The organism is Streptacidiphilus monticola (assembly GCF_042658505.1).
GTDB lineage: Bacteria > Actinomycetota > Actinomycetes > Streptomycetales > Streptomycetaceae > Streptacidiphilus > Streptacidiphilus monticola.
Genome location: NZ_JBHSQJ010000157.1, coordinates 1 through 26,518 on the forward strand (window position 1 = coordinate 1; position 26,518 = coordinate 26,518).

General features: G+C 73.4%; 19 protein-coding genes and 1 pseudogene. 16 read left to right on the plus strand and 4 right to left on the minus strand.

Annotation, left to right across the window (positions count from 1 at the left end; all coding sequences use genetic code 11):
* A pseudogene (locus ACFP3V_RS29620) lies at positions 1–527 on the plus strand (hypothetical protein); the annotation flags it as partial.
* Positions 528–654: 127 nt separating this feature from the next.
* Positions 655–3,192, plus strand: a complete 2,538-nt coding sequence (locus tag ACFP3V_RS29625; protein WP_380590147.1) for a pectinesterase family protein — start codon at positions 655–657, stop codon at positions 3,190–3,192.
* A 16-nt stretch (positions 3,193–3,208) separates the two neighbouring features.
* Here the strand turns inward: ACFP3V_RS29625 and ACFP3V_RS29630 are convergent, their stop codons facing one another.
* The 3 genes from ACFP3V_RS29630 to htpX form a co-directional block, all read right to left on the minus strand.
* Entirely contained in the window at positions 3,209–4,051 is an 843-nt protein-coding gene (locus ACFP3V_RS29630) for a DUF3097 domain-containing protein (RefSeq protein WP_380590150.1), read from the minus strand.
* A gap of 88 nt (positions 4,052–4,139) precedes the next feature.
* Positions 4,140–4,721, minus strand: a complete 582-nt coding sequence (gene pspAB, locus ACFP3V_RS29635) for a PspA-associated protein PspAB (RefSeq protein ID WP_380590153.1) — start codon at positions 4,719–4,721, stop codon at positions 4,140–4,142.
* Positions 4,722–4,738: 17 nt separating this feature from the next.
* Entirely contained in the window at positions 4,739–5,668 is a 930-nt protein-coding gene (gene htpX, locus ACFP3V_RS29640; RefSeq protein ID WP_380590155.1) for a zinc metalloprotease HtpX, read from the minus strand.
* A 193-nt stretch (positions 5,669–5,861) separates the two neighbouring features.
* On the opposite strand from htpX, the gene hrcA reads away from it, so the two are divergent.
* From hrcA to ACFP3V_RS29690, 10 genes are all read left to right on the plus strand, one after another.
* The gene (hrcA, locus tag ACFP3V_RS29645) at positions 5,862–6,893 is read left to right on the plus strand and encodes a heat-inducible transcriptional repressor HrcA (RefSeq protein WP_380590158.1); all 1,032 of its coding nucleotides are present in this window, start codon (positions 5,862–5,864) and stop codon (positions 6,891–6,893) included.
* 26 nt (positions 6,894–6,919) lie between these two features.
* The gene (dnaJ, locus tag ACFP3V_RS29650) at positions 6,920–8,065 is read left to right on the plus strand and encodes a molecular chaperone DnaJ (RefSeq protein ID WP_380590161.1); all 1,146 of its coding nucleotides are present in this window, start codon (positions 6,920–6,922) and stop codon (positions 8,063–8,065) included.
* An 80-nt stretch (positions 8,066–8,145) separates the two neighbouring features.
* Positions 8,146–8,889, plus strand: a complete 744-nt coding sequence (locus tag ACFP3V_RS29655) for a 16S rRNA (uracil(1498)-N(3))-methyltransferase (protein ID WP_380590164.1) — start codon at positions 8,146–8,148, stop codon at positions 8,887–8,889.
* A gap of 139 nt (positions 8,890–9,028) precedes the next feature.
* Positions 9,029–9,223, plus strand: coding sequence for an aroma-sacti cluster domain-containing protein (locus ACFP3V_RS29660; RefSeq protein WP_380590167.1), 195 nt, complete (start codon positions 9,029–9,031; stop codon positions 9,221–9,223).
* Positions 9,224–9,313: 90 nt separating this feature from the next.
* Complete coding sequence (locus ACFP3V_RS29665) at positions 9,314–11,473, plus strand: B12-binding domain-containing radical SAM protein (RefSeq protein ID WP_380590170.1); 2,160 nt, start codon at positions 9,314–9,316, stop codon at positions 11,471–11,473.
* Positions 11,460–14,624: an AAA family ATPase gene (locus ACFP3V_RS29670; RefSeq protein ID WP_380590173.1), complete on the plus strand. Its 3,165-nt coding sequence runs from the start codon at positions 11,460–11,462 to the stop codon at positions 14,622–14,624. The genes ACFP3V_RS29665 and ACFP3V_RS29670 overlap by 14 nt, the downstream gene beginning before the upstream one ends.
* Positions 14,621–15,535 carry a S8 family serine peptidase gene (locus ACFP3V_RS29675; RefSeq protein ID WP_380590176.1) on the plus strand — a complete coding sequence of 305 codons (915 nt, stop codon included), beginning with the start codon at positions 14,621–14,623 and terminating at the stop codon, positions 15,533–15,535. Before ACFP3V_RS29670 ends, ACFP3V_RS29675 begins: the two co-directional genes overlap by 4 nt.
* On the plus strand, positions 15,516–16,142 hold the full coding sequence (locus ACFP3V_RS29680) for a GAF domain-containing protein (protein WP_380590179.1): 627 nt from the start codon (positions 15,516–15,518) through the stop codon (positions 16,140–16,142). Before ACFP3V_RS29675 ends, ACFP3V_RS29680 begins: the two co-directional genes overlap by 20 nt.
* Before the next feature lie 2 nt (positions 16,143–16,144).
* The gene (locus ACFP3V_RS29685; protein WP_380590182.1) at positions 16,145–17,506 is read left to right on the plus strand and encodes an MFS transporter; all 1,362 of its coding nucleotides are present in this window, start codon (positions 16,145–16,147) and stop codon (positions 17,504–17,506) included.
* A 13-nt stretch (positions 17,507–17,519) separates the two neighbouring features.
* The gene (locus tag ACFP3V_RS29690) at positions 17,520–18,713 is read left to right on the plus strand and encodes an arginase family protein (RefSeq protein ID WP_380590185.1); all 1,194 of its coding nucleotides are present in this window, start codon (positions 17,520–17,522) and stop codon (positions 18,711–18,713) included.
* A 7-nt stretch (positions 18,714–18,720) separates the two neighbouring features.
* On the opposite strand, the gene ACFP3V_RS29695 is transcribed toward ACFP3V_RS29690, so the two are convergent.
* The gene (locus ACFP3V_RS29695; protein WP_380590188.1) at positions 18,721–19,596 is read right to left on the minus strand and encodes a LuxR family transcriptional regulator; all 876 of its coding nucleotides are present in this window, start codon (positions 19,594–19,596) and stop codon (positions 18,721–18,723) included.
* A gap of 253 nt (positions 19,597–19,849) precedes the next feature.
* On the opposite strand from ACFP3V_RS29695, the gene ACFP3V_RS29700 reads away from it, so the two are divergent.
* The 4 genes from ACFP3V_RS29700 (at position 19,850) to ACFP3V_RS29715 (ending at position 26,372) form a co-directional block, all read left to right on the plus strand.
* The gene (locus ACFP3V_RS29700) at positions 19,850–20,032 is read left to right on the plus strand and encodes a hypothetical protein (protein ID WP_380590191.1); all 183 of its coding nucleotides are present in this window, start codon (positions 19,850–19,852) and stop codon (positions 20,030–20,032) included.
* Positions 20,033–20,043: 11 nt separating this feature from the next.
* Positions 20,044–21,195 carry a helix-turn-helix domain-containing protein gene (locus ACFP3V_RS29705; protein WP_380590194.1) on the plus strand — a complete coding sequence of 384 codons (1,152 nt, stop codon included), beginning with the start codon at positions 20,044–20,046 and terminating at the stop codon, positions 21,193–21,195.
* A gap of 327 nt (positions 21,196–21,522) precedes the next feature.
* A complete protein-coding gene (locus tag ACFP3V_RS29710) occupies positions 21,523–23,148 on the plus strand; it encodes a JmjC domain-containing protein (protein WP_465270116.1) in 1,626 nt (541 codons plus the stop codon).
* Positions 23,149–23,201: 53 nt separating this feature from the next.
* Positions 23,202–26,372, plus strand: coding sequence for a S41 family peptidase (locus tag ACFP3V_RS29715; RefSeq protein WP_380590199.1), 3,171 nt, complete (start codon positions 23,202–23,204; stop codon positions 26,370–26,372).
* Positions 26,373–26,518 lie beyond the last annotated feature (146 nt).

Below are 26,518 nucleotides of genomic sequence, written 5' to 3' on the forward strand. Positions count from 1 at the left end.
CGAGGCCCAGCGCGGGCGGGCACCGGAGCGCGCGGCCGAGCGGATCGCCGACGGGTGCGGCGACGACGCCGCCGGGCGCCGGCCCGACCGGCGGCGCGACGGCCTCGGCGAGCGCGTCCCGGGCGGACCAGCCGGCGCAGGGCTTCCTGTGGTCGGACGGGTCGGTCGACCCGGCCAGCAAGGACGCCTGGGCGCAGAGCGACGTGACGCTGAAGAGCCGGTACACCGTCACCGCGGTGACGGTGACGCTGCGGATCTCGCTGACCCCCGGGGTGGCGAACACCGGGGCATGGAGCAGCGTCCCCGCGGCGGACCTCGACGTCAGGGTGGAGCAGCAGGCCGACGCCCTCGTCTACACCTGGACGCTGAAGCCCGGCGTGACGCTGGCTCCGGGCAGCTACGAGTTCGCGGGGCAGTACGACCACGCCTCCGGCGGCCGGGACGCGGGCGGGGACCGCTACGAGGCGACGGCGGTGGGGCACGGCCAAGCTGTCCGGGTGTCAGGGGATTTCTACCCGCACTCCTGAGGCGGCTGGAACTCCCGGAAAAAACCTGCGACTTGCGAGCAACCTTTCGCCGGAACCGGACCACTGACAGTCGTCAGGGCGCGCTCGGGCAGAGCGCGCCACCGCCGACCGTCGAAGGATCGACCCGGTGTCCCCACACTCACGGCGCCAGCACCGCCGTTCCCGAACCCTCAGGCGCGTCCTGGCCGCAGCCGGCGCGCTCGCCGTCGTCGGCGGCGTAGCCGCCGCCCTGCCGCTCTTCGCCGGCGCCAGCACCGGCACCCCGTCCGCCGCCAGGACGCTGACCGTCGCTGCGGACGGCAGCGGCCAGTACCGGACCGTGCAGGCGGCCGTGAACGCCGCCGCCGCGGGCGACACCATCAGCATCGCCAAGGGCACCTACCACGAGGTGGTCGACGTGCCCCGCAGCAAGACCGGCCTGAGCCTGGTCGGCGCCACCGGCAACGCCGAGGACGTCGTCATCACCTACGGGAACGCCGGCGGCACCGCCAAGCCCGGCGGCGGCACCTACGGCACAGCGGGCAGCGCGACCGCCACCTTCTCCGCCGCCGGCATGACGGTGAGGAACCTCACCATCACCAACTCCTTCTCCAAGAAGGCACATCCGGAGATCACCGCCGGGCAGGCGGTCGCGCTGAACGCGCAGGGCGACCGGCAGGTCTACGACAACGACCGCTTCATCGGGCACCAGGACACCCTGCTGGCCTGGTCGCCGTCGGCCACCGCGCAGACCCGGCAGTACTTCCGCAGCGTGTTCGTGAAGGGTGACACCGACTTCATCTTCGGCAACGCCACCGCCGTCTTCGACCACGCCAACATCCAGGCCATCGACGACGGCGCGGCGGCGGGCGGGCTGAACGGCTTCATCACGGCCGCGAACACCGACGCCTCGAAGAAGTACGGCTTCCTGATCGCCGACAGCACGGTCAGCAGCACCGCCGCGGCGAACACCTACTACCTGGGCCGTCCCTGGCACCCCAGCAGCACGGCGGTCGCGCAGGTGGTGTTCCGCGACACCGCGCTCCCGGCGGCGGTCAAGAAGGCCTCGCCGTGGACGGACATGGGCGGGTTCAGCTGGAAGTCGGCCCGGTTCGACTCCTACGCCGACACCGGCGCGGGCGCCGCTGTGAACGCAAACAGTCCGCAGCTGACGACGGCCCGGGCCGCCGACTACACCGTCGCCAAATACCTGGCCGGGACCGACGGTTGGGCCCCGTTCGGCACCAGCGGCAGTACCGCGGCCGCAACGGCCGGCGCGACCGCGCAGGCGAGCACGCCGGCCGCCGCCACCGCCGGGGGCAGCGCGTTCGCGACCGCCACGGGGGACGCCCGCACCGTCACCGAGCCCAAGGCGCCGGCCACCGTCTGCGCCACCGTCAGCTCGAAGCTGGCCTGGAGCGGCCGGACCTCCTCCAGCGCGAACGAGACCACCCCGCCGGACACCGCCCGGATCCAGAGGGCGCTCGACTCCTGCACGCAGAGCGGCAGTTCGACGGTCGCGGTGAAGCTGGCCGCGTCCGGCTCCGGCGCCGCCTTCCTCAGCGGACCGCTGACCGTGCACAAGGGCGAGGTGCTGCTGCTGGACTCCGGCGTCACCCTGTACGCCTCCCGCAACCCGGCCGACTACCAGGTCAGCGGCAAGCCCAGGTGCGGCACGCTCTCCTCCGGCAAGGGCGGCTGCACCGCCTTCCTCACCGTCTCCGGCGCCAACGCCGGCATCGAGGCGGTCCGGGCGGCCAGCGGCAGCCAGGGGCGCATCGACGGCCGCGGCGACCAGACCATCCTCGGCACCAGCACCACCTGGTGGGGGCTGGCCACCCAGGCGCAGCAGCAGAACAAGAACCAGAACAACCCGCGGCTGATCCAGGCCAACAGCTCCGACAACTTCACGCTCTACCACGTGGACCTGCTCAACTCGCCCAACTTCCACGTCGTCTACAACGGCGGGACCGGCTTCACCGCCTGGGGCGTCCGGATCAGGACCCCGGCCACCGCCCGCAACACCGACGGCATCGACCCGGCCGGGGCGACGAACGTCACCATCAACGACTCCTACATCATGACCGGCGACGACGGCGTGGCGATCAAGGGCGGCGGCGCGGCGAGCAGGAACATCACCGTGGAGAACAGCCACTTCTACGGCACCCACGGCATCTCCATCGGGTCGGAGACCAACAGCGGCGTCAGCAACGTCCTGGTCCGGGACAACACCGTCACCGGCACCGACGCGCTCGGCAACGCGAGCGTCAGCAGCGTCGGCATCCGCATCAAGTCCTCCCCCGGCAACGGCGGGAAGGTCAGCGACGTCAGCTACCTGGACACCTGCGTCACCCTGGTCAAGGCCCCGATGGTGTTCGACACCCACTACTCCGGCGGCACCGGCTCCTACACGCCGTACTTCACCGGGATCGTGGTGGACGGGTTCCGCTCCACGGCCTCCACCTCCAGTGCCAGGTCCACCTTCGCAGGACTCAGTTCCCGCTATCCGCTGGGTCTGACGCTGGCCGACGTGGCCGTCGACACCACGGCGAACACCTCCTCCTACGCGCAGATCAGGACGTACGACTCCAATCTCAGGCCCAGCGGCACGGGCGTCACCGTCACCGCCGTCCCCGGCAGCGGCTCGGTGCCCAGCTGCTCCTTCCCGGCCTACCCGAACCTGTAGCAGTGCCTGGGTTCGGCTATGACCGCGTCGAACCGCTCGCCTGAGTGACGAAGTCGATCAGCTCCTCGACCCGGCCCAGCAGGGCCGGGTCGAGGTCGCGGTAGGAGCGGACGGAGGCGAGGACGCGCTTCCAGGCGGCCGCGGTGTCGTCGGGCCAGCCGAGGCGGCGGCAGGTGCCGAGCTTCCAGTCCTCGCCTCGGGGGACGTCCGGCCAGGCGGGGATGCCGACGCTCGCGGGCTTGACGGCCTGCCAGATGTCGATGAACGGGTGCCCCACGACCAGCACGTGATCCCCCGTCACCCGCTCGGCGATCCGGGACTCCTTGCTGCCCGGGACCAGGTGGTCCACCAGCACGCCCAGCCGTCGGCCCGGTTCGGGGCCGAAATCGGCGACGATGGCGGGGAGGTCGTCCACGCCCTCCAGGTACTCCACGACGACGCCCTCGACGCGCAGGTCGTCACCCCAGACGCGCTCCACGAGCTCGGCGTCGTGGCGCCCCTCGACGTAGATGCGGCTGGGGAGAGCGACGCGGGCCCTGGCGCCCTCGACGGCGATGGAGCCGGAGGCGGTCAGCCGCGGCCCCGCGGGCGCGGGGGCGGCGGCGCGCGGCCGGACCAGGGTCACCGGCCTGCCGTCCACCAGGAAGCCGCGCGGCACGAGCGGGAAGACCCGCAGCCTGCCGTGGCGGTCCTCCAGCGTGACGGTGAACCCCTCCGCCGTCCGCTCGCAGCGCACCACCGCGCCGCAGAAGCCGGTTGCCGCCTCCTCCACCACCAGGTCCCGCTCCGCGGGCACCTCGGGCACGGGCGTGCCGCGCTTCCACGGCGGGGTCAGGTCCAGTGCGTCGTACCGGCTCATGCGGCCATCCTGGCAGAGGCGCGCGCCGTGCCGGGCCCATGACCCGGACTCACCACCGGGGCGCAGAGCCCGGACGCACCATCCGGGATCACAACCCGGGCGCGCCCCAGACCGGGAACCAGCGGGTGAGGTCCTGCTCGATGCGGAGGTCGTTGGCGAGCATGGCCTTGGTCTGGATCTCCAGGGGGTTGTCCCGCTTCTCGCCGGGCAGCGGCGCGAAGGGGTAGAAGCTGCCTCGCTTGTAGAGGTAGACCAGCGCCAGCCGGCGACCGCGTTCGTCCGTGAAGTTGGCCAGGGAGCAGAGCAGTTGCGGGCCCCAGCCCTGGGACTCCAGGCCGGAGTTGACCGCGTGCAGGTCGTTGACGAGGGAGACGAAGTCGTCGGGGGACTGGCGGGCGGTGATCCACGAGTAGCCGTAGGAGTCGCGCGGGGTGATCTCCACGGGGGCGTCGCCGGTGGCCGTGTCCGCGTCGAGGAGGGCCCGGATGTCCTGCTGGACCTCGGCGAAGGCCGCGCCCTCGACGGGGGCGAAGCAGACGGAGCCGACGCCGGTCGGCCGGAAGCCCGTCGCGGCCTCCAGGGTGATCGCGGCGGAGGGCAGGCCGAACAGCTGGTCCAGGTCGGGCTTGACCGGCTTGCTGCGTCCGAGCAGGGCGTCGAGGAAACCCATCGGTGGGTCAGGTCCTTTCAGGCGCGGCCGAGTTCGTTGCTGATCCGGCCCAGCTGCTCCAGCCGCTTCTCCAGCGAGGGGTGCGTGGAGAAGGCGTTGGAGACGAGTTCGCGGGGCGAGATCGCGGGGGCGAAGTAGAAGGCGTTGAAGGGCTGCGCCCGGCGCAGGTCCTCTGTCGGGATGGCCGCCATCTGGCCGCTGACCTTGGTCAGCGCCGAGGCCAGGGCGGAGGGGCGGCCGGTGAGCAGCGCGGCCGAGCGGTCCGCGGACAGCTCGCGGTAGCGCGAGAGCAGCCGGGTCAGCAGGAAGCTGATCGCGTAGACGGCGGCGCTGACCCCGATGATCACGAGGGCGGCGACCGCCGTGTTGTCAGAGCCGTTGGCGTCGCGGCTGTCCCGCCGGTCGAAGCCCCCGAACATCCCGAACTGCAGGCCGGCCCGGGTGATCACGCCGGCCAGCACCCCGAGGAAGCCGGCGATGGTCATGACCGCCACGTCCCGGTGGGCCACGTGGGACAGCTCGTGGGCGAGCACGCCCTCCAGCTCCTCCGGCTCCAGCCGCCGAAGCAGCCCGGTGGTCACGCAGACCACGGCGTTCTTCTCGTTGCGGCCGGTCGCGAAGGCGTTGGGCACGTCGCTCTGGGCGACGGCGACCCGGGGCTTGGGCATGTCGGCCAGCGCGCACAGCCGGTCGATCGTGCCGTGCAGTTCGGGGTACTCCTGGGCGGAGACCTCGTGGGCGCCCATGCTGAAGGCGGCGATCTTGTCGCTGAACCAGAACTGCGCGACGAAGAGGGCGCCCGCGACGATCACGACGATCGGCCAGTAGCCCTTGAAGAGGACGAGCAGCGCACCGACGAAGACCACGTAGAGCAGGCCGATCAGGAACATGGTCAGCAGCATGCGGCTGGTCAGCCCGCGGTCGGGGGCGAAGCGGGTCCTGGACATGTCGTCCCTCCTGGGGGCCTGGCTCTTCCCGGCCATCATGCCGCGTCGGCCCCCGTATGTGGTACGTACGACGGCCCCCGGTCGTTCCGCCCGCAGGCCCTTGCGGCTTACACTGACCGTTGACTGTTTCTGGCACTCTCCCTTCAAGAGTGCCAGGTGGGGCCGAGGGGCGGAGGACGGGAGGTGTGCGCGCGTGCGTGAAGAACGCAAGCTCGACGACCGCAAGCTCGCGGTGCTTCGGGCCATCGTCCAGGACTATGTGGGCACCGAGGAGCCGGTCGGCTCCAAGGCCCTGGTGGAACGGCACAACCTGGGCGTCTCCTCGGCCACGGTCCGCAACGACATGGCGGTGCTGGAGGAGGAGGGGTACATCCACCAGCCGCACACCAGCGCCGGGCGGGTCCCCACCGACAAGGGCTACCGGCTCTTCGTGGACCGGCTGACCGAGGTCAAGCCGCTGTCCACGGCCGAGCGCCGGGCCATCATGAGCTTCCTGGACCACGCCGTGGACCTCGACGACGTGGTCGCCCGCACGGTCCGGCTGCTCGCGCAGCTGACCCGGCAGGTGGCGGTCGTGCAGTACCCCTCGCTCACCCGCTCGACGGTCCGTCATGTCGAGCTGGTGGCGCTGACCCCGACCCGGGTGATGCTGGTGCTGATCACCGACACCGGCCGGGTGGAGCAGCGGATCATCGAGTGCCCGGTCCAGGTCGGCGAGACCACGCTGGCGGAACTGCGCACCCGGCTGAACGCGATCGCCGGCGGCCAGCGCTTCGCCGAGGTGCCGCGGCTGCTGGAGAACCTGCCCGAGTCCTTCGAGGCCGCCGAACGCCCCGTGGTCAGCACCGTCCTGGCCACGCTGTTCGAGGCCCTGGTCGAGCAGACCGAGGAGCGGGTGGTGCTCGGCGGCACCGCCAACCTGACCCGGTTCCCGCACGACTTCCCCTTCACCATCGCCCCCGTGCTGGAGGCGCTGGAGGAGCAGGTGGTGCTGCTGCGTCTGCTGGGTGAGCAGGCGGATTCCGGCATCCGGGTCCGGATCGGCCACGAGAACGCCTACGAGGGCCTGAATTCCACGTCCGTCGTCTCGGTGGGCTACGGTTCGGGCGACGAGACACTTGCCAAACTGGGCGTGGTGGGACCCACGCGCATGGACTACGCCGGGACCATGGGCGCGGTGCGTGCGGTCGCGCGCTACGTCGGCCAGATCCTTTCAGCGTCCTGACGTTCGGAAACTAGCGGAGCATTTTGGTGGCCACGGACTACTACGCGGTACTCGGCGTCCGGCGCGACGCGGGTCAGGACGAGATCAAGAAGGCGTTCCGGCGCCTCGCGCGCGAACTGCACCCTGACGTCAACCCGGACCCGAAGACGCAGGAGCGGTTCAAGGAGATCAACGCCGCCTACGAGGTGCTCTCCGATCCGAACAAGCGTCAGATCTACGACCTGGGCGGGGACCCGCTGTCGCCGGGAGGCGGCGCGGGTGCCGGTGCGGGCGGCTTCGGCGCCGGTGCGGGCTTCGGCTTCTCCGACATCATGGACGCCTTCTTCGGCGCGGCGGCCGGCCAGCGCGGACCGCGCTCGCGGACCCGGCGCGGCCAGGACGCCATGATCCGGATCGACGTGGACCTGGAGGAGGCCGCCTTCGGCACCACCAAGGAGATCCAGGTCGACACCGCCGTCGTCTGCAACACCTGCAACGGCGAGGGCGCGGCCCCCGGCACCTCCGCGCAGACCTGCGACATGTGCCGCGGCCGCGGTGAGGTCTCCCAGGTGACCCGGTCCTTCCTGGGCCAGGTGATGACCTCGCGTCCGTGCCCGCAGTGCCAGGGCTTCGGCACGGTCGTCCCCAACCCCTGCCCCGAGTGCGCCGGCGACGGCCGGGTGCGGGCGCGGCGGACGCTCACCGTCAAGATCCCTGCGGGTGTGGACAACGGGACCCGGATCCAGCTCGCGGGCGAGGGCGAGGTCGGCCCCGGCGGCGGGCCGGCCGGCGACCTCTACGTCGAGATCTCCGAGAACGCCCACCCGATCTTCCAGCGCCGCGGCGACGACCTGCACTGCACGGTCACCCTGCCGATGACGGCGGCGGCACTGGGCACCAAGGTGCCGCTGGAGACGCTGGACGGCGCGGCCGAGATCGACATCCGCCCCGGCACCCAGTCCGGCCAGTCCATCCCGCTGCACGGGCGCGGCGTCACCCACCTGCGCGGCGGCGGGCGCGGCGACCTCATCGTCCACGTCGAGGTGCAGACCCCGCAGAAGCTCGACCCGGAGCAGGAGGAGCTGCTGCGCCGGCTCGCCAAGCTGCGCGGCGAGGAGCGCCCCTCCGGCCAGTTCGCGCCCGGGCAGCAGGGGCTGTTCTCACGGCTCAAGGACGCCTTCAACGGCCGCTGACCGCGGGCCGGACGGCCGACCTCCCGGGCCGGACGGCCGCTGCACCACCAGGACTTCGAACGATTGGCGGCTGATCCACCGTGACCGCACCGGTGTTCGTGCTGGAGCCGGGCGCCTTCGCGCCCGTCGGCGGGACCGTCCGGCTGGACGGCCCGGAGGGACGGCACGCCGTCTCGGTGAAGCGGCTGGAGCCCGGTGAGGACGTCGTCCTGACGGACGGTCAGGGGCGCGGCGTCGCGGGCGTCGTGGCCGCGGTCCAGGGCAAGGACGTGCTGGAGGTCGAGGTGCGCGAGGTCCTCGACGAGCCCGAGCCCGAGGTCCGGATCACCGTCGTCCAGGCGCTGCCCAAGGGCGACCGGGGCGAGCTGGCCGTCGAGCTGATGACCGAGGCCGGGATCGACCGCATCGTCCCCTGGGCGGCGGCGCGCTGCGTCACCCAGTGGCGCGGCGAGCGCGGCGCGAAGGCGCTGGCCAAGTGGCGGGCCACCGCCCGCGAGGCGGGCAAGCAGTCCCGGCGGCTGCGGTTCCCCGTCGTGACCGACCTGATGACGACGCGTCAGCTGGCGCCGCTGCTGCGCGAGGCGGACCTCGCGGCCGTGCTCCACGAGGAGGGCGCGCTGCCGCTGGCCACCGCCGAGCTGCCCGCCAAGGGCGGGATCGTGCTCGTCGTCGGCCCCGAGGGCGGCGTCGCCCCCGAGGAACTGGCCGCCTTCGCCGAGGCCGGGGCCGCCGCCCACAAGCTCGGCCCCTCCGTGCTGCGCACCTCCACGGCCGGCGTCGCCGCCGGCTCCGTCCTCCTGGCCCGCACCGGCCGCTGGTCCTGACCCGCGTCCGAGGCCCGTCGATTCTGCCCCTCCGGGAGCGGCATGCTGCCGCTCCCGTTGCCGCTTTTGCCGCTCCGAGCCGCCTACGGTTGACCACGAAGCGCTTCGGAAACCTCAACATTCAAGGCAGGAGAGGGAAATGGCCTTCGACGCACTGTCCAAGCTGGCTTCCGCAGGCAACGCCGTGGACCTTCTGACCGCTGAGCAGCAGGCGGTCGTCGCCGAGCTGTCCGAGGAGGAGGTGGAGGTCATCACGACCCTGCAGGCCCGCCTCAGCGCCGTCGGCGGCGGCGAGGTCGAGGGCCAGGACGTGGTGATCTTCCGCATCGGCTGACCGCCGCCCGCGACCTCCGGGTGGGGCACCGCCGTACGGCGGCGCCCCACCCGGTCCGTCCGTTCCCGCTCGTTCGCCCGGAGGCGCAGGATGACCAGCGTGGTCCAGTTGTCGGCGGCGCGGCAGAAATCGGCACCGGACAATGCCGACCTTCCCTACCTGCTGATCAATCCACCGCTCACCGATCCCACCTATCCGTACCACTCGATCTCGTACCTCGTGGCCAACTGTGAGGCGTACGGCTTCACAGGGCACCGCTGCCTGGACGCGAACCTGGACGCGTTGAACCACCTGGCGGCCCCGGAGCAGGTCTCGGAACTGCTCGCGGAGGCACGGGAGTTCCGCGCCGCCGCCGAACGGCTGCCCGGCCTGACCCGGGGGCAGGAGATCCACTACCAGGCCGCGCTCGCCGCCGAAGGGCTGGAGCCGGACTTCGTGACCCGTGCCGTCGCCGTGCTGCGGGACCCCCAGGACTTCCACCACTACCCGACCTACCGGCAGGCCACGCTGGCCATCCACCGCTGGTTCCAGTTGCTGTCGCTGCGCTCGCTGCCGGGCGTCTTCAGCGGCCTGACGCTGCGGACCGCGGGGGCCGTCAACTACCAGAGCCACGGCGACCTCGCCGACCCCGAGGTCCTGGACGCGGTCAACGGCGCCTTTCTGGACTACATCCGCGGCCCCTTCCGCGACGTCCTGCGCAGCCGGCCGTGGCGCCTGGTCGGACTGTCCGTCAACTACGCGGCCCAGCTTCCCTTCGCGCTGCGCATGGCCCGGGAGATCCGCGAGCAGGTCCCGGACGCGGTCGTCGTCTTCGGCGGTACCGAGGTCTGCGACGACGTCAAGTACGCGCGGGACGACGCGGACGTGTGGCGGATGTTCCCGCACGCCGACCTGATCGTGCCCGGCGAGGGCGAGACGCCGCTGGTCGACATCCTGTGCGCGGTCCGCGACGGCGGCGGATTCGCCGGACTGCCGGGCGTGCTGCACCGCGGCGCCGACCGGCGGGCCATGCGGATCAACTACGAGCACGTCGGCGCGCTGCCCGCGCCCAAGTACGACGTCTGGGACTGGGAGGCGTACTGGTCGCCGGAGCCCGTCGTGCTGTACAGCCCGACCCGCGGCTGCTACTGGAACAAGTGCACGTTCTGCGACTACGGCCTCAACACCGACCGGCCGACCTCCCCTTCGCGGGAGCGGCCGGTGGCCCGGGTGCTGGAGGACCTGGCCGGCATCGCCTCCTTCGCCCGCACGCTGTACTTCTCCGTGGACGCGATGTCGCCGAGATTCCTCCGGGAGCTGTGCGACGGGCTGACCGGAGCCGGGCTGGGCCTGCGCTGGAGTGCCGAGCTGCGTCTGGAACGCACCTTCCCGGCCCGGGGAACGGCGGCCCGGCTGCGCGACGCGGGCTGCGTGGCCATCGCGTTCGGCTACGAGTCGGCGAGTCAGCGCATCCTCGACCTGATCGACAAGGGCGTGCGGATCGAGCAGGTCCCGGAGATCCTGCGGGAGTTGGCGGCCGCCGGGATCGGCGCCCAGATGATGGGCTTCACCGGCTTCCCGGGCGAGACCGCGGAGGAGGCCGAGGAGACCTACGCCTTCCTGGCCCGGCACCGGGAGCTGTGGTCGCTCGCCGGAGTCGGCGGCTTCTCGCTCACACCGGGGTCCATCGTGGCCCGCCGGCCGGAGCGGTTCGGCATCGAGGTGCTGCCGCTGCCCCGCGAGCACGACATCGCGCGTCAGCTCTCCTGGCGGGACCTCGACAGCGGGGTGACCACGCACGGAGAGGCACGCCGGCCGGTCCCGCAGGCGCTCAAGGCGCAGATCCGCCGGGGGCTGGGGGGAAGGCCGTTCGTGGGAGGCATCGACAGCAGCCACACCCTGCTCTACTTCGCCGCCAACGGGCGGGGGCTGCTGCCGGACCGGGCGGCGGAGCCGGCCCGCCACCGGCTCGCGGTCGAACGGGTGGTGCCGGTGGGCTTCCAGAGCCTCGACGCCTTCGCGACCGTGTCCGAACTGGAGGCCGAGCACGCCCGGTTGGCGGCCACCGACGCCGGTGTGCGGCACCGGGCGGTACGGGCGTGGCTGGACGCGCCGGGGCGTTCGGTTCCGGGGCGCAGCGCGGCGATCGTCCTGGCGGGCGGCGGGGTCGCCGCGGTGCCGAAGATCGAGGGGATCGACCTGGAGAAGGCGCTGCGCGGCCTGGACCTGGTGCTGAGCCCCGGACAGGCGGTCGTCCATGCCCGGGGCTGAGCAGGAGAACCACCGCTGCGGGACCTGCGGGACGACGGCCCCGGCCGGCAGCCGCTTCTGCGCCATGTGCGGTGCGGCGCTCGCGACCCTTGGCGGCGGTGCGGAGCTGCGCCGGAACGTGGTGGTGCTCTTCGCCGACCTGGCCGGGTTCACCGCGGTCAGCGAGGGAATGGACCCCGAGGTGCTGCGGGCGGTCATGGACCGCTACTTCCGGCTCTGCTCCCAACTGGTGTGGAACTTCGGCGGCGTGACCGAGAAGTTCATCGGCGACGCCATCATGGCCGTCTTCGGCATTCCCGTCTCCCGTGAGGACGACGCCCTGCGCGCGGTCCGCACCGCGCTGGAGATCATCAGCGAACTGGAGTCGCTGAACCGCGAGTTGGCGGAGGACTACGGCATCCGGCTGCGGATCAGGATCGGGGTGCACGCGGGCCCGGTGTCCGCGTCCTACGACACCACGGGGGACTTCCGGGTCGTCGGGGACACGGTGAACACCGCCAGCCGGCTGCAGACCGCAGCCGGGCCGGGGGAGCTGCTGCTCGGCGAGCCGGTGGCCCAACTGGTGCGCTCCCGGCTGAGGTTGGAGGAGCTGGAGCCGCTTCGGGTGAAGGGCAAGGAGGCCCCGGTCCGGGCCTGGCGGGTGCTGCCCGGGGCCCCGGACGACACCTCGGTGCGCACGGTCCCGCTGGTCGGCCGGGAGGCCGAGCTGACGCAGCTGCACCACACCTACCGGCGCACCCTGGGGCGGGACCGCGGCTGCCTGGTCACCGTGCTCGGGCCGCCCGGCATCGGCAAGAGCCGGCTGGTCGCGGAGTTCCTGGACGAGCTGGGCCCGGACGGCCCGCTCGTGCTGCGGGGCCACGCCCACTCCTACGGCAAGGGCGTCACCTACCGGCCGGTCGTCGAGCTGCTGGAGTCCTCGGCCGGGGCCTGGGCCGGCTTCCAGCTGCGCGGGGCCGGCGACCCGGCCACCGCACAGGCGGTGGCCCATCTGCGCGGCGTCCTGGGCGGCGGGGAGGCCGTGCACGGCCCCGAGGTGCAGGACATCTCCTGGGCGCTGGAGCACTTCTTCACGGTGCTGGTGGACCGCAAGCCGCTGGTGGTCGTGTGGGAGGACCTGCACTGGGCCGAGCAGACCCTGCTGGACGTGATCGACCACCTGGCGGACGAACTGGCGGACCTGCCGGTGATGCACCTGTGCGTGGCCCGGCCGGAACTGCTCGAGGCGCGCCCCTCCTGGGGCGGCGGCCGGTCCAGCTCGATCACCTTGGAACTGCTGCCGCTCACCGAGTCGGAGACCCTGCGGCTGGTCACCGGACTGGCCTCGGCGGCCGCGCCGATGGAGGTCGCGGCGCAGGAGTGCGATCCCGTGCTGGCCCGGATCGCCGAGGCGTGCGAGGGCAATCCGCTGTTCGCCGAGTTGATGCTCGACGTGGTCGGCGAGGACCCCGAGAACCCGACCCCCGCCGGAGTGCAGGCGCTGCTCGCAGCGCGGCTGGACCGGCTGGCGGCCCCCGAACGGCAGGTACTGGAGATGGCGGCGGTGGCGGGCCGCGAGTTCACGGCCGTCGAGGTCGGGACCCTGCTGCGGCAGGACGGCGCGCCCGCCGACCAGGACCCGGTGCGGCTGCTGGACCAGTTGCGGCGGGGGCGGCTGGTGCACGGCCGCGGCCTGGCCGAGCCCTACCGCTTCGCGCAGGCACTGGTCCGCGACACCGCCTACGAGTTGACGGCCAAGCGCAACCGGCTCCGCTGGCACCTGGCCCTGGCCGACCAGGAGACGCGGGCCGACCAGAGCGCCTACCACCTGGAGGCGGCCTGGCGGCTGAGTCGTGAGCTGCACCCGCACAGCCCGGACACCGAGCGCATCGCCGAGCGGGCCGCCGCCGCCCTGCGGACCCAGGCGCTGCTGGCGACCGACCGCAAGGACCTGCCCGCGGCCGTGTCCCTGCTGGAGCGGGCGCACCAGGTGCTGCCGCCGCGGCTGCCCGGCCACCTGGAGCTGGCGCTGCGCCTCTCGGACGCCTGGCTTGCGCTGCGCAACCGCGACCGGGCGACCGCCGCGGTGGCCGCGGACCCGGGCGGCCCGGCCGAGCAGCAGGCGGAACGCGAGTTCGCGGTCCGCATGCAGCGCAGGCTGCTGGACCTGAGGTTCGGCGACCGCTCGGAGGCGGCGGCGGAGACCGACGCCGCCCTCGACGCGCTCGGCGCCGGGGATCTGGTCCGCTGCCGGTTCCACCAGCTCGAGGCGGAGCGGTCGCTGATGCGCGAGCGGATCAGTGCCGCCGAGCGGAGCCTGCGCCGGGCGGAGGAGTACGCCCTCGCCCTCCCGGACAGCTACGAGCTGCACCGCGTCCGACGTGCCGCGGCGGAGCTGGCGCTGTGGGGTCCGATGCCGGTCGCCGAGGGCCTGGACCGATGCCGCACCCTGGCCGTCGACTTCGCCGACAGCCGGGTGTCCCTGGTGCCCGTCCGTGCCGCCGAGGCAGGGCTGCTGGCCCTGGCCGGGCGCACCGAGGAGGCGTGGGCCGCGCACCGGGAGGCGGCCGAGTCGGCACGCCAACTCCGGCTCCACAGCGCCGAGGTGGGTATCTGTCACATCGGCGGTGTGATCGCCGGCGCCGCCGGTGACCACGGCACGGCCCGGGACTTCTACGAGCGCGCCCGTGCGGTGCTGGCCCAGGCGGGCCAGGAGCAGGGCTCCCTGCTCCTGGACGCGTACGCGACGGCGGAGACCGTGGCGCTCGGGGAGCCCGTTCCGGCCCGCTTCGCGGAGCTGGACCGGTCCGAACTGGCGGCCATCGCCGATCCGCGCACCCGGCTGCTCGTCACCGCGATCCGGGCGCGGGCCGCCGTCGAGCGGCAACTGCCGTCGCAGGCCGAGGAGTTGTGCGCGGACGCGGAAGAGGTGACGGCGCGTCTGGAGGACCTCTACTTCCTCGGCACCGTCCACGAGGCGCTCGCATCCGTCCTGCTCGACGCGGGTGCACCGGAGGCCGCCGGCCGCCACGCCCGCACCGCCGCCGACCGCTACACGGCCAAGGGTGCCCTGCCGTCCGCCCGCCGGGTCGGCGACTGGTCCGCCCGCCGCCTCGGCACCGCGCCGGAACGCACCGGCGGAGCCGCGAAGGAAGAGGAGAACCGTTCATGACGGTCGCGCCGCCCTGGCTGCGCCCGCAGCAGAAGAAGTTCCCCGGCATCCCCGCCTGGGGGGCGCCGACCTCCACCATGGAGCTCGAGCGCTTCGACATCACGCCGTTCACCGGGATCACCCCGGAGTGGGCCTGGGGCGGGGCGGACGGAGCGGGCGTCCGCGTCTGCGTGGTCGACACGGGTGTGGACGCGGAGCATCCCGGTGTCGGGGGGCTGGACCGCGAGGCCTCGGTGGTCGTCGGGGACGACGAGGAGGTCTCGGTCGTCGAGGGCCCGGCCGGCGACCTGGCGGGCCACGGCACCGCCTGCGCGGGCATCATCCGCTCGCTGGCCCCACGGGTCTCGCTGTCCTCCGTGCGGGTGCTCACGCGGGGGAAGTACGGCACGGGCAAGGCACTGATCGCCGGTCTGGAGTGGGCCATCGAGCAGGGCTTCGACGTGGTCAACCTGAGCCTGTCGACGACCTCTCCGGGCCTTGAGGCGCAACTGCGCGCCCTTGCCGACCGCGCCTACTTCCGGCGCTGCGTCCTGGTGGTCTCGGCCCACAACATGCCGGTGCTCAGCTACCCGTGGACCTTCTCCTCGGTCATCTCGGTGGCCAGCCACAACGAGCCCGACTCGCTGCTGCACTACTACAACTCGGCGCCGCCGGTGGACTTCTACGCCCGCGGGGTCAAGGTGACCGTGCCGTGGATCTCGGGCGGGGAGAAGGTCAGCACCGGCAACAGCTTCGCCGCGCCGCACGTCACCGGGATGTGCGCGCGGATCCTCAGCAAGCACCGCTGGCTGACGCCGTTTCAGATCAAGTCCGTCCTGTACCTGACGTCACGGAACGTCCTGGACGGGCACCAGAGTTCACCGACTGCTCCGAGCGGAGAGGAGAGCGGAGATGTCCCTGTGGGACGGTGACTGCGAGATCACTGGCAGGCAGCTGCTCCAGTGCGTGGTGGAGGTGGCCCAGGCCGCCTTCCGGTCCCAGGCCGCTTCCGTGTTCCTGATCGACGAGGACACGGGCGAGCTCGTCTTCGAGGCCGTGTCCGGCCAGGGCGAGGAGCACCTGGTCGGGACCCGCTTCCCGGCCGGGACCGGGATCGCCGGGTGGGTCGCGTCCTGCGGCCAGCCGATGCTGGCGGACGACCTGGACACCTCCGCCCAGTTCTCCCGGGACGCCGCCAGCTCCACCGGGTACGTCCCCGGGACGGTCGCCGCGGCGCCGCTGTTCCGGCGCGGCGAGTGCATCGGGGTGCTGGAAGTGCTGGACCGGGATCCCGGGACGGACGAGCTGGCCACCCTCCACCTGCTCGGCCTGCTCGCGGGCCAGGCGGCGTTGAGCCTGGAGCTGCTGCAGCGGGTGCGCCGCGAGCAGCAGACCGCCGGGTCCGGCCCCTCCGGGCTGGACGCGATCTCGGCCGGCCTGCCGCACCTGAGCCCGGAGGAGTTCCGGATCATGGGTCAGGTGCTTCAACTGGCAGGCGGCCTCGGCGAGGTCGCCGCGACGCGGTCCAGGAGGCCGTGAGCATGGCGCAGGCAGGGGGCGGACGGGTGGAGCGGCTGCTGATCAACCGCTCGTACGCGCGGCTGTGGGCGGGCCAGGCGGTGTCGACGGTCGGGGACTACGTCTTCGACACCACGCTGGTGCTGTGGATCGCCACCGAGCTGGGACGCGGGCGCTCCTGGGCGCCGGCGGCGGTCAGCGGCGCGACCTTCGTGGTCGGAGCCGCGGTGATGCTGGTCGGACCGGTCGCCGGCGTGTTCGTCGACCGCTGGTCGCGCAAGCGCACCATGCTCGGCACCGACCTGCTGCGGGCGCTGCTCGTGGGCGCGCTCACCGCCCTGTCGTTCCTGCCCGTGTCGGCGCTGCCCACCGGGGTCTGGCTGGCCGTCATCTACCTCGTGGTATTCGGGGTCAACGCGGCCGGCCAGTTCTTCGCCCCCGCCCGCTTCGCGGTCCTGGGCCGCGTCGTGGACTCGGAGCAGGACCGGGCGCGGGCGGCCGGCATCGGCCAGGCGACCCTCGCGACCGCATCGATCGTGGGTCCCCCGTTGTCCGCGCCGCTGCTGTTCACCGTGGGGATCCAATGGGCCCTGCTGCTCAACGCGCTGTCGTACCTTTGCTCCTGGGTCGCGATCCGCGGCATTCCGATCCCCGAGGAGCCCGCCGTCGCACCGTCCGAACGGCCTTCGCTCCGCCGGGAGTTCGCGGCGGGCCTGCGGTTCTTCGTTGGCAGCCGCTTCCTGGTGGTGCTGCTGTGCGTCGCGGTGATCGCCCAGTGCGGCACCGGTGCGGTCAACGCGCTCAACGTCTTCTTCGTCACCGGCAACCTGCACACCCGGGCGTCGTTGTTCGGCTTCATGTCCACGGCCTTCGGAGTCGGCGCGGTGGCCGGAGCGCTGCTCGCGGGCCGGGTCGTCCGGCTGCTCGGCGCACGCCGCACCACCTGGCTCGCACTGGCGGTCACGGGCCTGCTGGTGCTGGGCTACGCCCGCCAGACGACCTTCCCGGGCGGGCTGGCCCTGCTGGCCGGCTTCTCCGTGCCGGTGGCGATGCTCAACACCGCGATGACGCCGCTGCTGCTGGAGGCGACCCCGCAGGAGTACCTCGGCCGGATGATGGCCGTCTTCAACCCGGTCAACCAGGCCGCGTCGATGCTCTCCGTGGTGGTGGCGGGCTGGCTGGCCAGCAGCGGCCTGCGCACCTTCCACGCCACGGCCGGCGGACTGCACGTGGGGCTGATCGACACGATCTTCTCCGCGTCCGGGCTGTGCATCCTGCTGGCCGCGGTCTTCGCGGCCGCCGCCCTGCCCAGGGAGAAACGCGAACCGGTGGCGGCGGACCCCGTCCGCCCCGGTCCGGTGACCGTCGCCGCCGACGTGGACTGAGGGAGGGCCCGACATGCCGCACGGCGACCGAGTACTCGGCCCCGACCCGGCGCTGCTGCCGGTCGGCAGGCAGGGCGACCGCACCCTGTACTGGAACTGCGCCACCGGCGGCCAGGTGCTGCTGGGACCGGAAGCCGTCCGGTTGGTGGAGACCTTGCGGGCGCGGCCGGGGAGCGTGGCGGGATCGTCCGCGCTGCAGGAACGGCTGTGCGAGGCCGGGATGCTGCGCGAGGTGCGGCCCGGCGAGCCGAAGGCGGACCGGTCCGCCGGCGGCGGGCCAGGGCTGCTGGGCGCGCCGCGACGCACGCTGCCCGAGGCGCTGGCCGATCCCGAATGCGCCGTCGTCGCGGTGGGCATGCCCTACGACGTCGGCGCGACGGGACGGCCCGGATCCCGCTTCGGGCCCCACCACCTGCGCGCCTCCAGCCGCGCTCTGTTCCGGGCCGCCGGGCTGCCCGGACTGCCCGGCATGTACGACCCCGTGCGGGACCGCCAGATCCTGGCCGGGGTCGGCATCGCGGACGTCGGCGACATCGAGGCCGACGTGCACACCCGCAACGGCGACACTTTCACGGCCCTGGAGCGGCTGACCGGCGCGGTGGTGAGCGCCGGCAGGCTGCCCGTGCTGCTCGGCGGTGACCACTCCAGCACGCTTCCGGCCGTGCGAGGGGTCCTCGGTGCCCGACCCGGCATCGCGGTGGTCCATCTGGACGCCCACCTGGACTACGGCCGTCCGCGCCAGGGGGAGTGGCGGGCCGACTGCCATCACGGCAACTTCATGGACTGGATCGTCGGGGACCAGCGGGTGGTGCGCGTGGTCCAGATCGGCATGCGCCAGCTGGTGGCCGCCGCGCCCCAGGGCGACCCCAAACTGGTCCGGTGGGCGGGCAGTTCGGCAGTCGGCCGGGCCGAGGACGTCCTCGCCGTCCTCCCGCCGGAGGTCCCCTGCTACGTGACCGTCGACCTGGACGTCCTGGACCCGAAGGAGCTTCCCAGCACCGGCACGCCGCTGCCGGGCGGTCTCACCCTGGCCGACACGGTGGCGCTGCTGGAGGAGCTGTGCCGGCGGCGCGAGGTCGTGGGCCTGGATCTGGTCGAGCTGCTGCCCGACGGCAACCCCCTCTCCGGTCCGGTGGCCGCCGAACTGCTGCTGCGGACCCTGGACGCGGCGTGTGCCGGGCGGAGGTCCCGCGCCGCCGCGGTCTGACGCCGCGTCAGCGACCGCCCTGGTCCCCGCCGCTCCGCTCCTGCGCGAGTGCATAGCCGAGCTGGACCAGGGTGCGCGCGTTGAACTCCTTCTTGATCGCGGTGATGTGGTCCTGGTAGGCCCGCGGCTTCAGGCCCACCCGGCGCGCGATGGCCTCGCCCGTCAGCCCGGCCAGCAGCAGTGACTTGATCTGCTCCCGCACCCCGGGCACGACGGCGGCCGCGGTGCGGGCCGGATCCTGCAGCTCGAAGGGGGCGGCCTGGTCCCAGAGGCGTTCGAAGGCGTCGACCAGGAAGCGGCAGAGCTCCGGCCGGCGGATCACCAGCGCGGTACTGCGTGCCCGGTCGCCCGGGACGATGACGGTGGACCGGTCGAAGATCAGCTGCCGCTCGAAGTAGCCGTCCACGGTGCGGACCTCGGCGCCCGCCGAGGTCACCGCCCGCACATAGCGCCGGGTCGCCTCACTGAACCTGGCCGTGCTCTGGTACAGCGTCCGCATGCCCACGCCGCGGGCCAGGGTGCCGAGCGAGTGCGGCAGCACCGCGTCCAGGGTGCGCGCGGCGCGGGCGCCGCCGGGCTGCACCGTGGCCACCTCCACCGTGGCGGTCGCCATGGCGTCCTGGACGAACGCGTTGATGGCCTCGTGTCCTTCGAGCAGCTCCAACTCCGCCGAACCGGAGTGCTGTTGCGCCGAACCGCCGCGGAAGCGCGCCTCCAGCGGCGCCAGTTGCTCCTCCAGATTGCTGGCCTGCCACTCGAGCGTGGCCGCCTGGGCCCGCCAGCGGGCGGTGTGGCGTCGGGCCACCACGGCCGGGTCCACCGCGTGCAGCAGCCCCTGCGCGTCCGGCCCCCGCACCAGTCCGAGCGCCCTGAGCTCGACCACTATCGAATCCGGGATTCCGCTTTCCCGGGGGTCCGCAGCGATTCTGGCAAATGCGTCCAGCGCCGCGTCGTCGAGCCGGAAAAGGGGAGAGTTGTCCGAATTCCAGTCCATGGACGCACCTGCCGAATTCCACCCGCCTGAACATGCAGTAGGCAGACTGTATCCGCCGGAACCCCAATCGGGCAGGGTCGTCGCCAGCGAACTCAAAGAGTCCGATCGCAATCCGAGCGGACCGAGACAAGCTGGGGGAGATGTGTACCGAGGATTCCGTTTCCGGCAGACCGCGCCCCTCGTCCTGACGGCGCTGCTGCTCCTTCCGGCCGCCGCGACGGCCGTCAGCGCCTCCACCAGGTCGACCGACCCCACCGCCGTCGTGCAGGCGCAACCGCAGGACCCGGGCTGGGACGTCGTCCGCCCCACCGCCCAGCAGATCTGAGCGGGTCCCCCGTGTCCATCGGCGGAACGGGAAGCCTGCTCCGTGCCCATCGGCTCCGCCGCGGGGTGACCCAGCGGCAACTGGCCGACCTCTCGACGGTCAGCGTGCGGACCATCCGGAACCTGGAGAAGGGCAGCTGCGGCCGTCCCCGCACCGAGACGCTCCAACTGCTCGCGGAGGCGCTCAGACTCTCCGCGGCCGACCGGGCCGGTCTCCTCGGCCCGGCGTCCACCGGGCGGCCGAGCGCACGGCCGCCCGAGCCGGTCGACCGGCTGATCGGGCGCCAGGCCGAGTCCGACCTGCTCACCGAGCTGCTGTGGGAGGGCAACGACCGGTTCGCCGCGGTGCTCGGGCTCCCCGGCAGCGGGCGCACCCGCCTCGCCCTCGACGTCGCCGCGCGCCTGCAGCGTCGCGGGTTCTCCGTCCACTGGCAGCACGACGGCAAGGACGCCGTGACCGGCGGCAGCGGGCCGTCCCTGCTCGTCCTCGACCAGGTCGGCCCGGACGACCTGCGCCTGGACCGGGCCAGGGAGCTCCTGGCGCACCCCGAGCTGCGGGTGCTCTGCACCGGCCGGGAGGCCCCCGGCGTGCTCGGCGAGCGCGTGCTGCGGCTGTGGCCGCTCGCCGTGCCCGTGGCAGCCGGGGCGGCCGGTGCGGCCGGGGAATCGCCGGCGTTCGAGTTCATGGTCCGTCAGATCCGCCAGCAGCGACCGGACTTCGTGCTCGATCCCCGCCGCTCGGCGGTGGTCGCGGAGGTCTGCCGCCGCCTGGACGGACTCCCGACGGCCCTCTCCGAGGCGGCTCAGCTGTTCGCCCTGCTGGAGCCCGAGGACGTGCTCACCGAGGTCACCGAGCGCCCCTTCGACGTCCTGGGCTCCGGCGGCACCCGGCTGAGGGACGCCCTGCGAGCCGAACGCGGCCGGCTCGACCCGGTGTCGGCCACCGTGCTGGCCCGGCTGTCCGACTGCGCACACGACTGGAGCGCCGCCGAGGTCCCCGGACTCACCGGCCTGGACGCCGGCGCGTGCCTCCAGGCGGTGCGGGCCCTCGTGGAGCGCGGCCTGGTGCGCCCCGCCGGCCCCGCGGGAGACCGTCCCCGGTTCCGCGTGCTGCACCTGCTCGCAGCGGTGGACGCGGTCCGGCAGACCGCGGCCGTGGCCTGAGCGCCGCACCGCTCCGACGTCCTCTCCGCCCGCATACCGCAAACGGAAGGCAAAGCCGTGCCTGAATTCGACCTTCCCCACGACTTCTTCTCCTGCCGTTGGCGCCGGGAGCCGGTCTTCCTGCCCGGAGGCGCGAAGGCCTTCCTCGACGTCCCGCCGGAGCGCGAAGAAATCCTCGCCAGGATCGAGGAGGGAACACCGCACCAGAGCGACGGCTCGACCGTCTGGTTCCTGGAAGGGCTCACCACGGGATTTCACGGCTTCGAGCGATTGGTGGAACGCGCTCGCACCCACTTCGAATGGCACGACATCTGGTGCGACGTCTTCGTGACCCGCGGCCCGTCCACGATCGGCAGCCACTATGACGGCAGCGACAACTTCACGCTGCAGTTCGAGGGCACCAAGGAGTGGTTTCTGAGCCCGCCGGAGTCGATCCCGGCCGAGGACCGGCGCCGGCGCCTGCTCGGCGACCCCGGCCTCGGGGGTCGCGTCNGCCTCGGGCGGGCCGCCGTCGCACCGGCCGGTGCCCGCAGGTTCCAGGTCGGCCCCGGCGACGCCCTCTACATCCCGAGCACCTGGGTCCACTGGGGCCTGTCCGACGGCGACAGCACCAGCGTCAGCCTCGTCGTCAACGTGGCCTCCCCGGTCCACGCGCTGCAGCAGCAGATCACCGAGGCGCTGCGACGCGACCCGGCCTGGTCGGCCTCGCTGCCGGTCGGGCCCGGGACCGCGGCGGAACGCCGGCGGCTGCTGTCCCGGCTCGTGGCACAGGACGTTCCGGAGCGCCTGCGCCCGGAGATCGCCGCCCGGGTCTTCGACCGGGAGGGCAGCCGACTGGTTCCCAAAGTCCTCCGCGCTCGCCCGCTCCCGACGTCGAATGCCGAACGGCAGCCGGCACTGCCCGACCTGGCCCCCGAGGCGTCCTTCGAGCCCGGCGGCCCCGTGGGACCCGAACTGCTCGCCGCGGCGGCAGCCGTCCGCGCCGAGACCAACCTGCGCCGCCTGCTGGGACGTTGCGACGCCCGCCGGGAGGAGACAGCCGACGCCGACGCCCGCCGCGTCTACGAGGTGCTCCGCGCCTCGCTGCCGCGACTGGCCCGGCCCGACCTGGTCCGGCTCCTCAACGACCCGGCCGTGCACGCCTGGCTGGACGCCACCGAGCGGGAACTGCCGCTCTCCGCTCCACGCCCCGAGGACCCCGCGGCGCACTCACTGGGACTCCTGCTGCTGCCCGCCGTCGCCCCCCACCACCGCGGCGAGCCGGTCGTCTGCTCCGTCCCCGTCGCCGAGGACGGCTCGGTCCTGCTCCGCGCCGTCGGGCTCCGGATCCGGCACGACGCCCCCGGTGCGGTGCGGACCGCCCTCGGCGTCTGGGACGGAACCCTGCACTGGTGCGGACCCGGCGGACCGGTCCCGGTCGCTGACGGCACCGCGCGGGACGGCGTCCGGATCGAGCCGCTGCCCACCGCCGGCCCCGGCGCGGCCGTGGTGACCACGGTCCCCGACCACGGCGGTGACAGCCCGGCCGCGCCCGGCCGCCCCGGTACGGAGCGCCAACTTCTCAGCGCCCTCGCGGCGTTGGCCGCTCCCGGCCCGGGACGGGCCCTGCCCGGACAGGACCGCGACCCCTACCTGGCCTGGGTCGTGGTCAGGTCCGCGGCCGCACCCCCATCGGCCGGCGCCCCCGGTCTGGCGGTGCCGCCCGACGCCGAACCGGAGGAGCTGGCACGCCAGTTGACCCGGATCCGGCTCCACCACGAGTTCCACGCGCTCGCGGCCGCCGCGCCCGTGCTCGGCGAAACCGCCGCCGCGCTCCCGCCCCAGGACCGGCGCGGCATCACCGAGTCACTGGGCCGCGCCTATGCGGCGGCCTTCCTCGACGAGCCGGCCGACCGGGAGCCCGACACGGGTCTGCTCTCGCCCTGGGGCCGTCGGCTCCTCACCCCTCGGTGAGCGGATCCGCAAATCAGGTGCCACTGTCCGTGGTGGCGCTTATCGTTCGCTGCGTGACGGAGACTTCGCAGACCGACGGTTACCTTCGCTACCCGCACCTCCACGGCGACCTGGTCGCCTTCGTCGCCGAGGACGACGTGTGGGTGGCGCCCCTCGACGGCGGCCGGGCCTGGCGCCTGAGCGCCGACCGGGTGCCCGCGGCACACCCCCGCTTCTCCCCGGACGGCACCACCCTGGCCTGGGCCTCCACCCGCGACGGCGCGCCCGAGGTGCACGTGGCCCCCGTGGACGGCGGCCCCTCCCGGCGGCTGACCCACTGGGGCAACCCGATGACCTGGGTCGTCGGCTGGACCGCGCAGGGCGAGGTGCTGGCCGTCAGCGCCGCCGGGCGCCGCTCCCGCGCCAACGCCTGGGCCAGGGCCGTCCCCCTCGACGGCGGCCCCGCCCGTGAGCTGCCCTTCGGACGCATGCGCGCCCTCGCCTTCGAACCCGGAGGCGACCGCGTCCTGATCCGCTCCGCCCACCACACCGAGCCCGCCTGGTGGAAGCGCTACCGCGGCGGCACCGCCGGAAAGCTCTGGATCGGCACCGAAGGCGGCGAGTTCACCCGCGTCCACGCCGACCTCGACAGCTCCCTCGACTCCCCGCTGTGGATCGGCGACCGCATCGCCTTCCTCTCCGACCACGAGGGCAACGGCCAGCTCTACTCCTCCCTGCCCGACGGCAGCGACCTGCGCCGCCACACCGACCACGAGTTCTACGCCCGCAACGCCGCCACCGACGGCACCCGCGTCGTCTACCACTCCGGCGGTGACCTGTGGCTGCTGGACGACCTCGACGGAGCCCGGCCCCGCCGCATCCCGGTCCGCCTCGGCGGCCCCCGCACCAACCGCCAGCCGCACCCCGTCCCCGCCGCCGACCACATCGGGGCCGTGTCCGTCGACGGCGAGGCCCGCGGCAGCGTCATCGAGGTCCGCGGCACCCTGCACAAGGTCGCCCACCGCGACGGCCCCGCGCGCGTCCTGTCCGCCGCCCCCGGCGTGCGCAACCGCCTGCCGCAGACGCTTCCTGACGGCGCGTCGGTCTGGATCACCGACGCCGAGGGCGAGGACGCCCTCGAGTTCTCCGACGGCCGCCGCATCCTCGCCGGTGAGATCGGCCGCGTCGAGGAACTCGCCGCATCCCCCGACGGCAGCCGCGTCGCCCTCGCCACCCGCGACGGCCGCGTGCTCCTCGTCCAGACCGCCGAAGGCACGCTGCGCACCCTCCAGGAGCGCTCACCCGCCTACGCCACCGACCTCGCCTTCTCGCCGGACTCCGGCTGGCTGGCCTGGTCCGCCGCCCTCAACATCGAGGAGACGCGCCGTCAGCTGAAGCTGGCCCGCCTCGACGGCGACGAGGTCCACGCCGTCACCGACGGCCGCTTCAACGACTACTCCCCGAGCTTCACCCCGGACGGCAAGCACCTCGCCTTCCTCTCGCTGCGGACCTTCGACCCGGTCTACGACGCCCACGTCTTCGACCTGTCCTTCCAGTCCGCCACCCGCCCCTACCTGCTCACCCTTGCCGCTGACACCCTGTCACCCTTCGGTCCCCAGCCCGACGGACGCGCCCTCGCCGCCCCGAAGGAGGAGGAGAGCGACTCAGACGGGACCCCCGGCACCCGGATCGACCTCGACGGCCTGGCCGACCGCATCGTCCCCTTCCCCGTCCCCGCCGGCCGCTACGGCGACCTGCGCGCGGTCAAGGGCGGCGTCGTCTGGATCTCCCACCCCGCCGCCGGCGTCCTCGGCACCGCCCGGGCCACCCTGGACGCCGAGCCCGAGCGCCCCTCCCTCGAGCGCTTCGACTTCGGCACCCGCAAGACCACCACACTCGTCGAATCGCTGGACGGCTACGCCGTCTCCGGCGACGGCAGCCGCCTCGCCGTGCTCGACCACGGCGAGCTGAGCGTCGTCCCCGCCGACCGCAAGGCCGACGGCGACAATCCCGAGGACAAGGTCCGCGTCGACCTCTCCCGGATCCGCGTCACCGTCGACCCCGCCGCCGAGTGGCGCCAGATGTTCGACGAGACGGCCCGACTGATGGCCCACAACTTCTGGCGCGCCGACATGGGCGGCGTCGACTGGGACGCCGTCCAGGCCCGCTACCGGCCGCTGGTCGAGCGCGTCGGCGCCCACGGCGACCTGGTCGACCTGCTCTGGGAGCTCGTCGGCGAACTCGGCACCTCCCACGCCTACGTCACCCCGCCCGGCGGCGGCGCCCCCGCCGCCCGGCGCCAGGGCCTGCTCGGCGCGGACCTCGCACCCGACGAGGACGGCGTCTGGCGGATCGTCGACATCCTGCCCGGCGAGTCCTCCGACCCGCACGCCCGCTCCCCGCTCGCCGCGCCCGGCGTCGCGGTCAGGCCCGGGGACGCGATCCTCGCCGTGGACGGCGTCCTCGTCGACCCGGTCACCGGCCCGGGCCCGCTGCTCGTCGGCACGGCCGACAAGCCCGTCGAGCTGACGGTCGCCCCCCGCGGCGGCGAGTCCCGCACCGTCGTGGTCCTGCCGCTGGCCGACGAGTCCCAACTGCGCTACCAGGCCTGGGTCGCCGACCGTCGCAGGCACGTCCACGAGGCCTCCGGCGGCCGGCTCGGCTACGTCCACATCCCCGACATGGTCGGCAACGGCTGGGCCCAGCTGCACCGCGACTTCGGGGCCGAGGTCCAGCGCGAGGGCCTGGTCGTGGACACCCGCGAGAACCGCGGCGGCCACACCTCCCAGCTGATCATCGAGAAGCTGAACCGCCGCATCATCGGCTGGGACCTGGTCCGCGACCACGGCGCTTCGTCGTACCCCGACCAGGCACCGCGCGGGCCGGTCGTCTCCGTCGCGGACGAGCACGCAGGATCCGACGGCGACATCGTCAACGCCGCCTTCCAGGCCTACAAGATCGGCCCGGTGGTCGGCATGCGCACCTGGGGCGGCGTCATCGGCATCGACGGCCGCTACGCGCTGGTGGACGGCACGTCGGTGACGCAGCCGCGCTACTCGATGTGGATCGAGGGCTACGGCTGGGCCCTGGAGAACCGCGGCGTCACGCCCGACGTCGAGGTCCCCTTCCCGCCCCACGCCCAGGCCGCGGGCGAGGACCCGCAGCTGGACGAGGCCATCCGCATCGCGCTCGCCGCCCTGGCCGAGCACCCCGCCGCCACCCCACCGGCGATGCCCGCGCTCTGACAGCCAGTTGCACCCCGCCAGGGGCGCGAGGATCCCCCACCCTTCGGGGGAGGTGCTCCCAGCGCGACCAGCCCACCACTCGCGGAGGTCCGACCCGTTGATCGGGGACGGACCTCCGCGGGTCGTCGGCTGGTCGCGCAGTGTCC

Bases quoted from the DNA above. Each gene is read 5' to 3' on its own strand.
- ACFP3V_RS29670 (WP_380590173.1), top strand. From the start codon at position 11,460: ATGCCCGGGGCTGAGCAGGAGAACCACCGCTGCGGGACCTGCGGGACG.
- ACFP3V_RS29660 (WP_380590167.1), top strand. From the start codon at position 9,029: ATGGCCTTCGACGCACTGTCCAAGCTGGCTTCCGCAGGCAACGCCGTG.
- ACFP3V_RS29685 (WP_380590182.1), top strand. From the start codon at position 16,145: ATGGCGCAGGCAGGGGGCGGACGGGTGGAGCGGCTGCTGATCAACCGC.
- ACFP3V_RS29630 (WP_380590150.1), bottom strand. From the start codon at position 4,051: ATGAGCCGGTACGACGCACTGGACCTGACCCCGCCGTGGAAGCGCGGC.
- ACFP3V_RS29665 (WP_380590170.1), top strand. From the start codon at position 9,314: ATGACCAGCGTGGTCCAGTTGTCGGCGGCGCGGCAGAAATCGGCACCG.
- ACFP3V_RS29680 (WP_380590179.1), top strand. From the start codon at position 15,516: ATGTCCCTGTGGGACGGTGACTGCGAGATCACTGGCAGGCAGCTGCTC.
- ACFP3V_RS29690 (WP_380590185.1), top strand. From the start codon at position 17,520: ATGCCGCACGGCGACCGAGTACTCGGCCCCGACCCGGCGCTGCTGCCG.
- pspAB (WP_380590153.1), bottom strand. From the start codon at position 4,721: ATGGGTTTCCTCGACGCCCTGCTCGGACGCAGCAAGCCGGTCAAGCCC.
- ACFP3V_RS29675 (WP_380590176.1), top strand. From the start codon at position 14,621: ATGACGGTCGCGCCGCCCTGGCTGCGCCCGCAGCAGAAGAAGTTCCCC.
- htpX (WP_380590155.1), bottom strand. From the start codon at position 5,668: ATGTCCAGGACCCGCTTCGCCCCCGACCGCGGGCTGACCAGCCGCATG.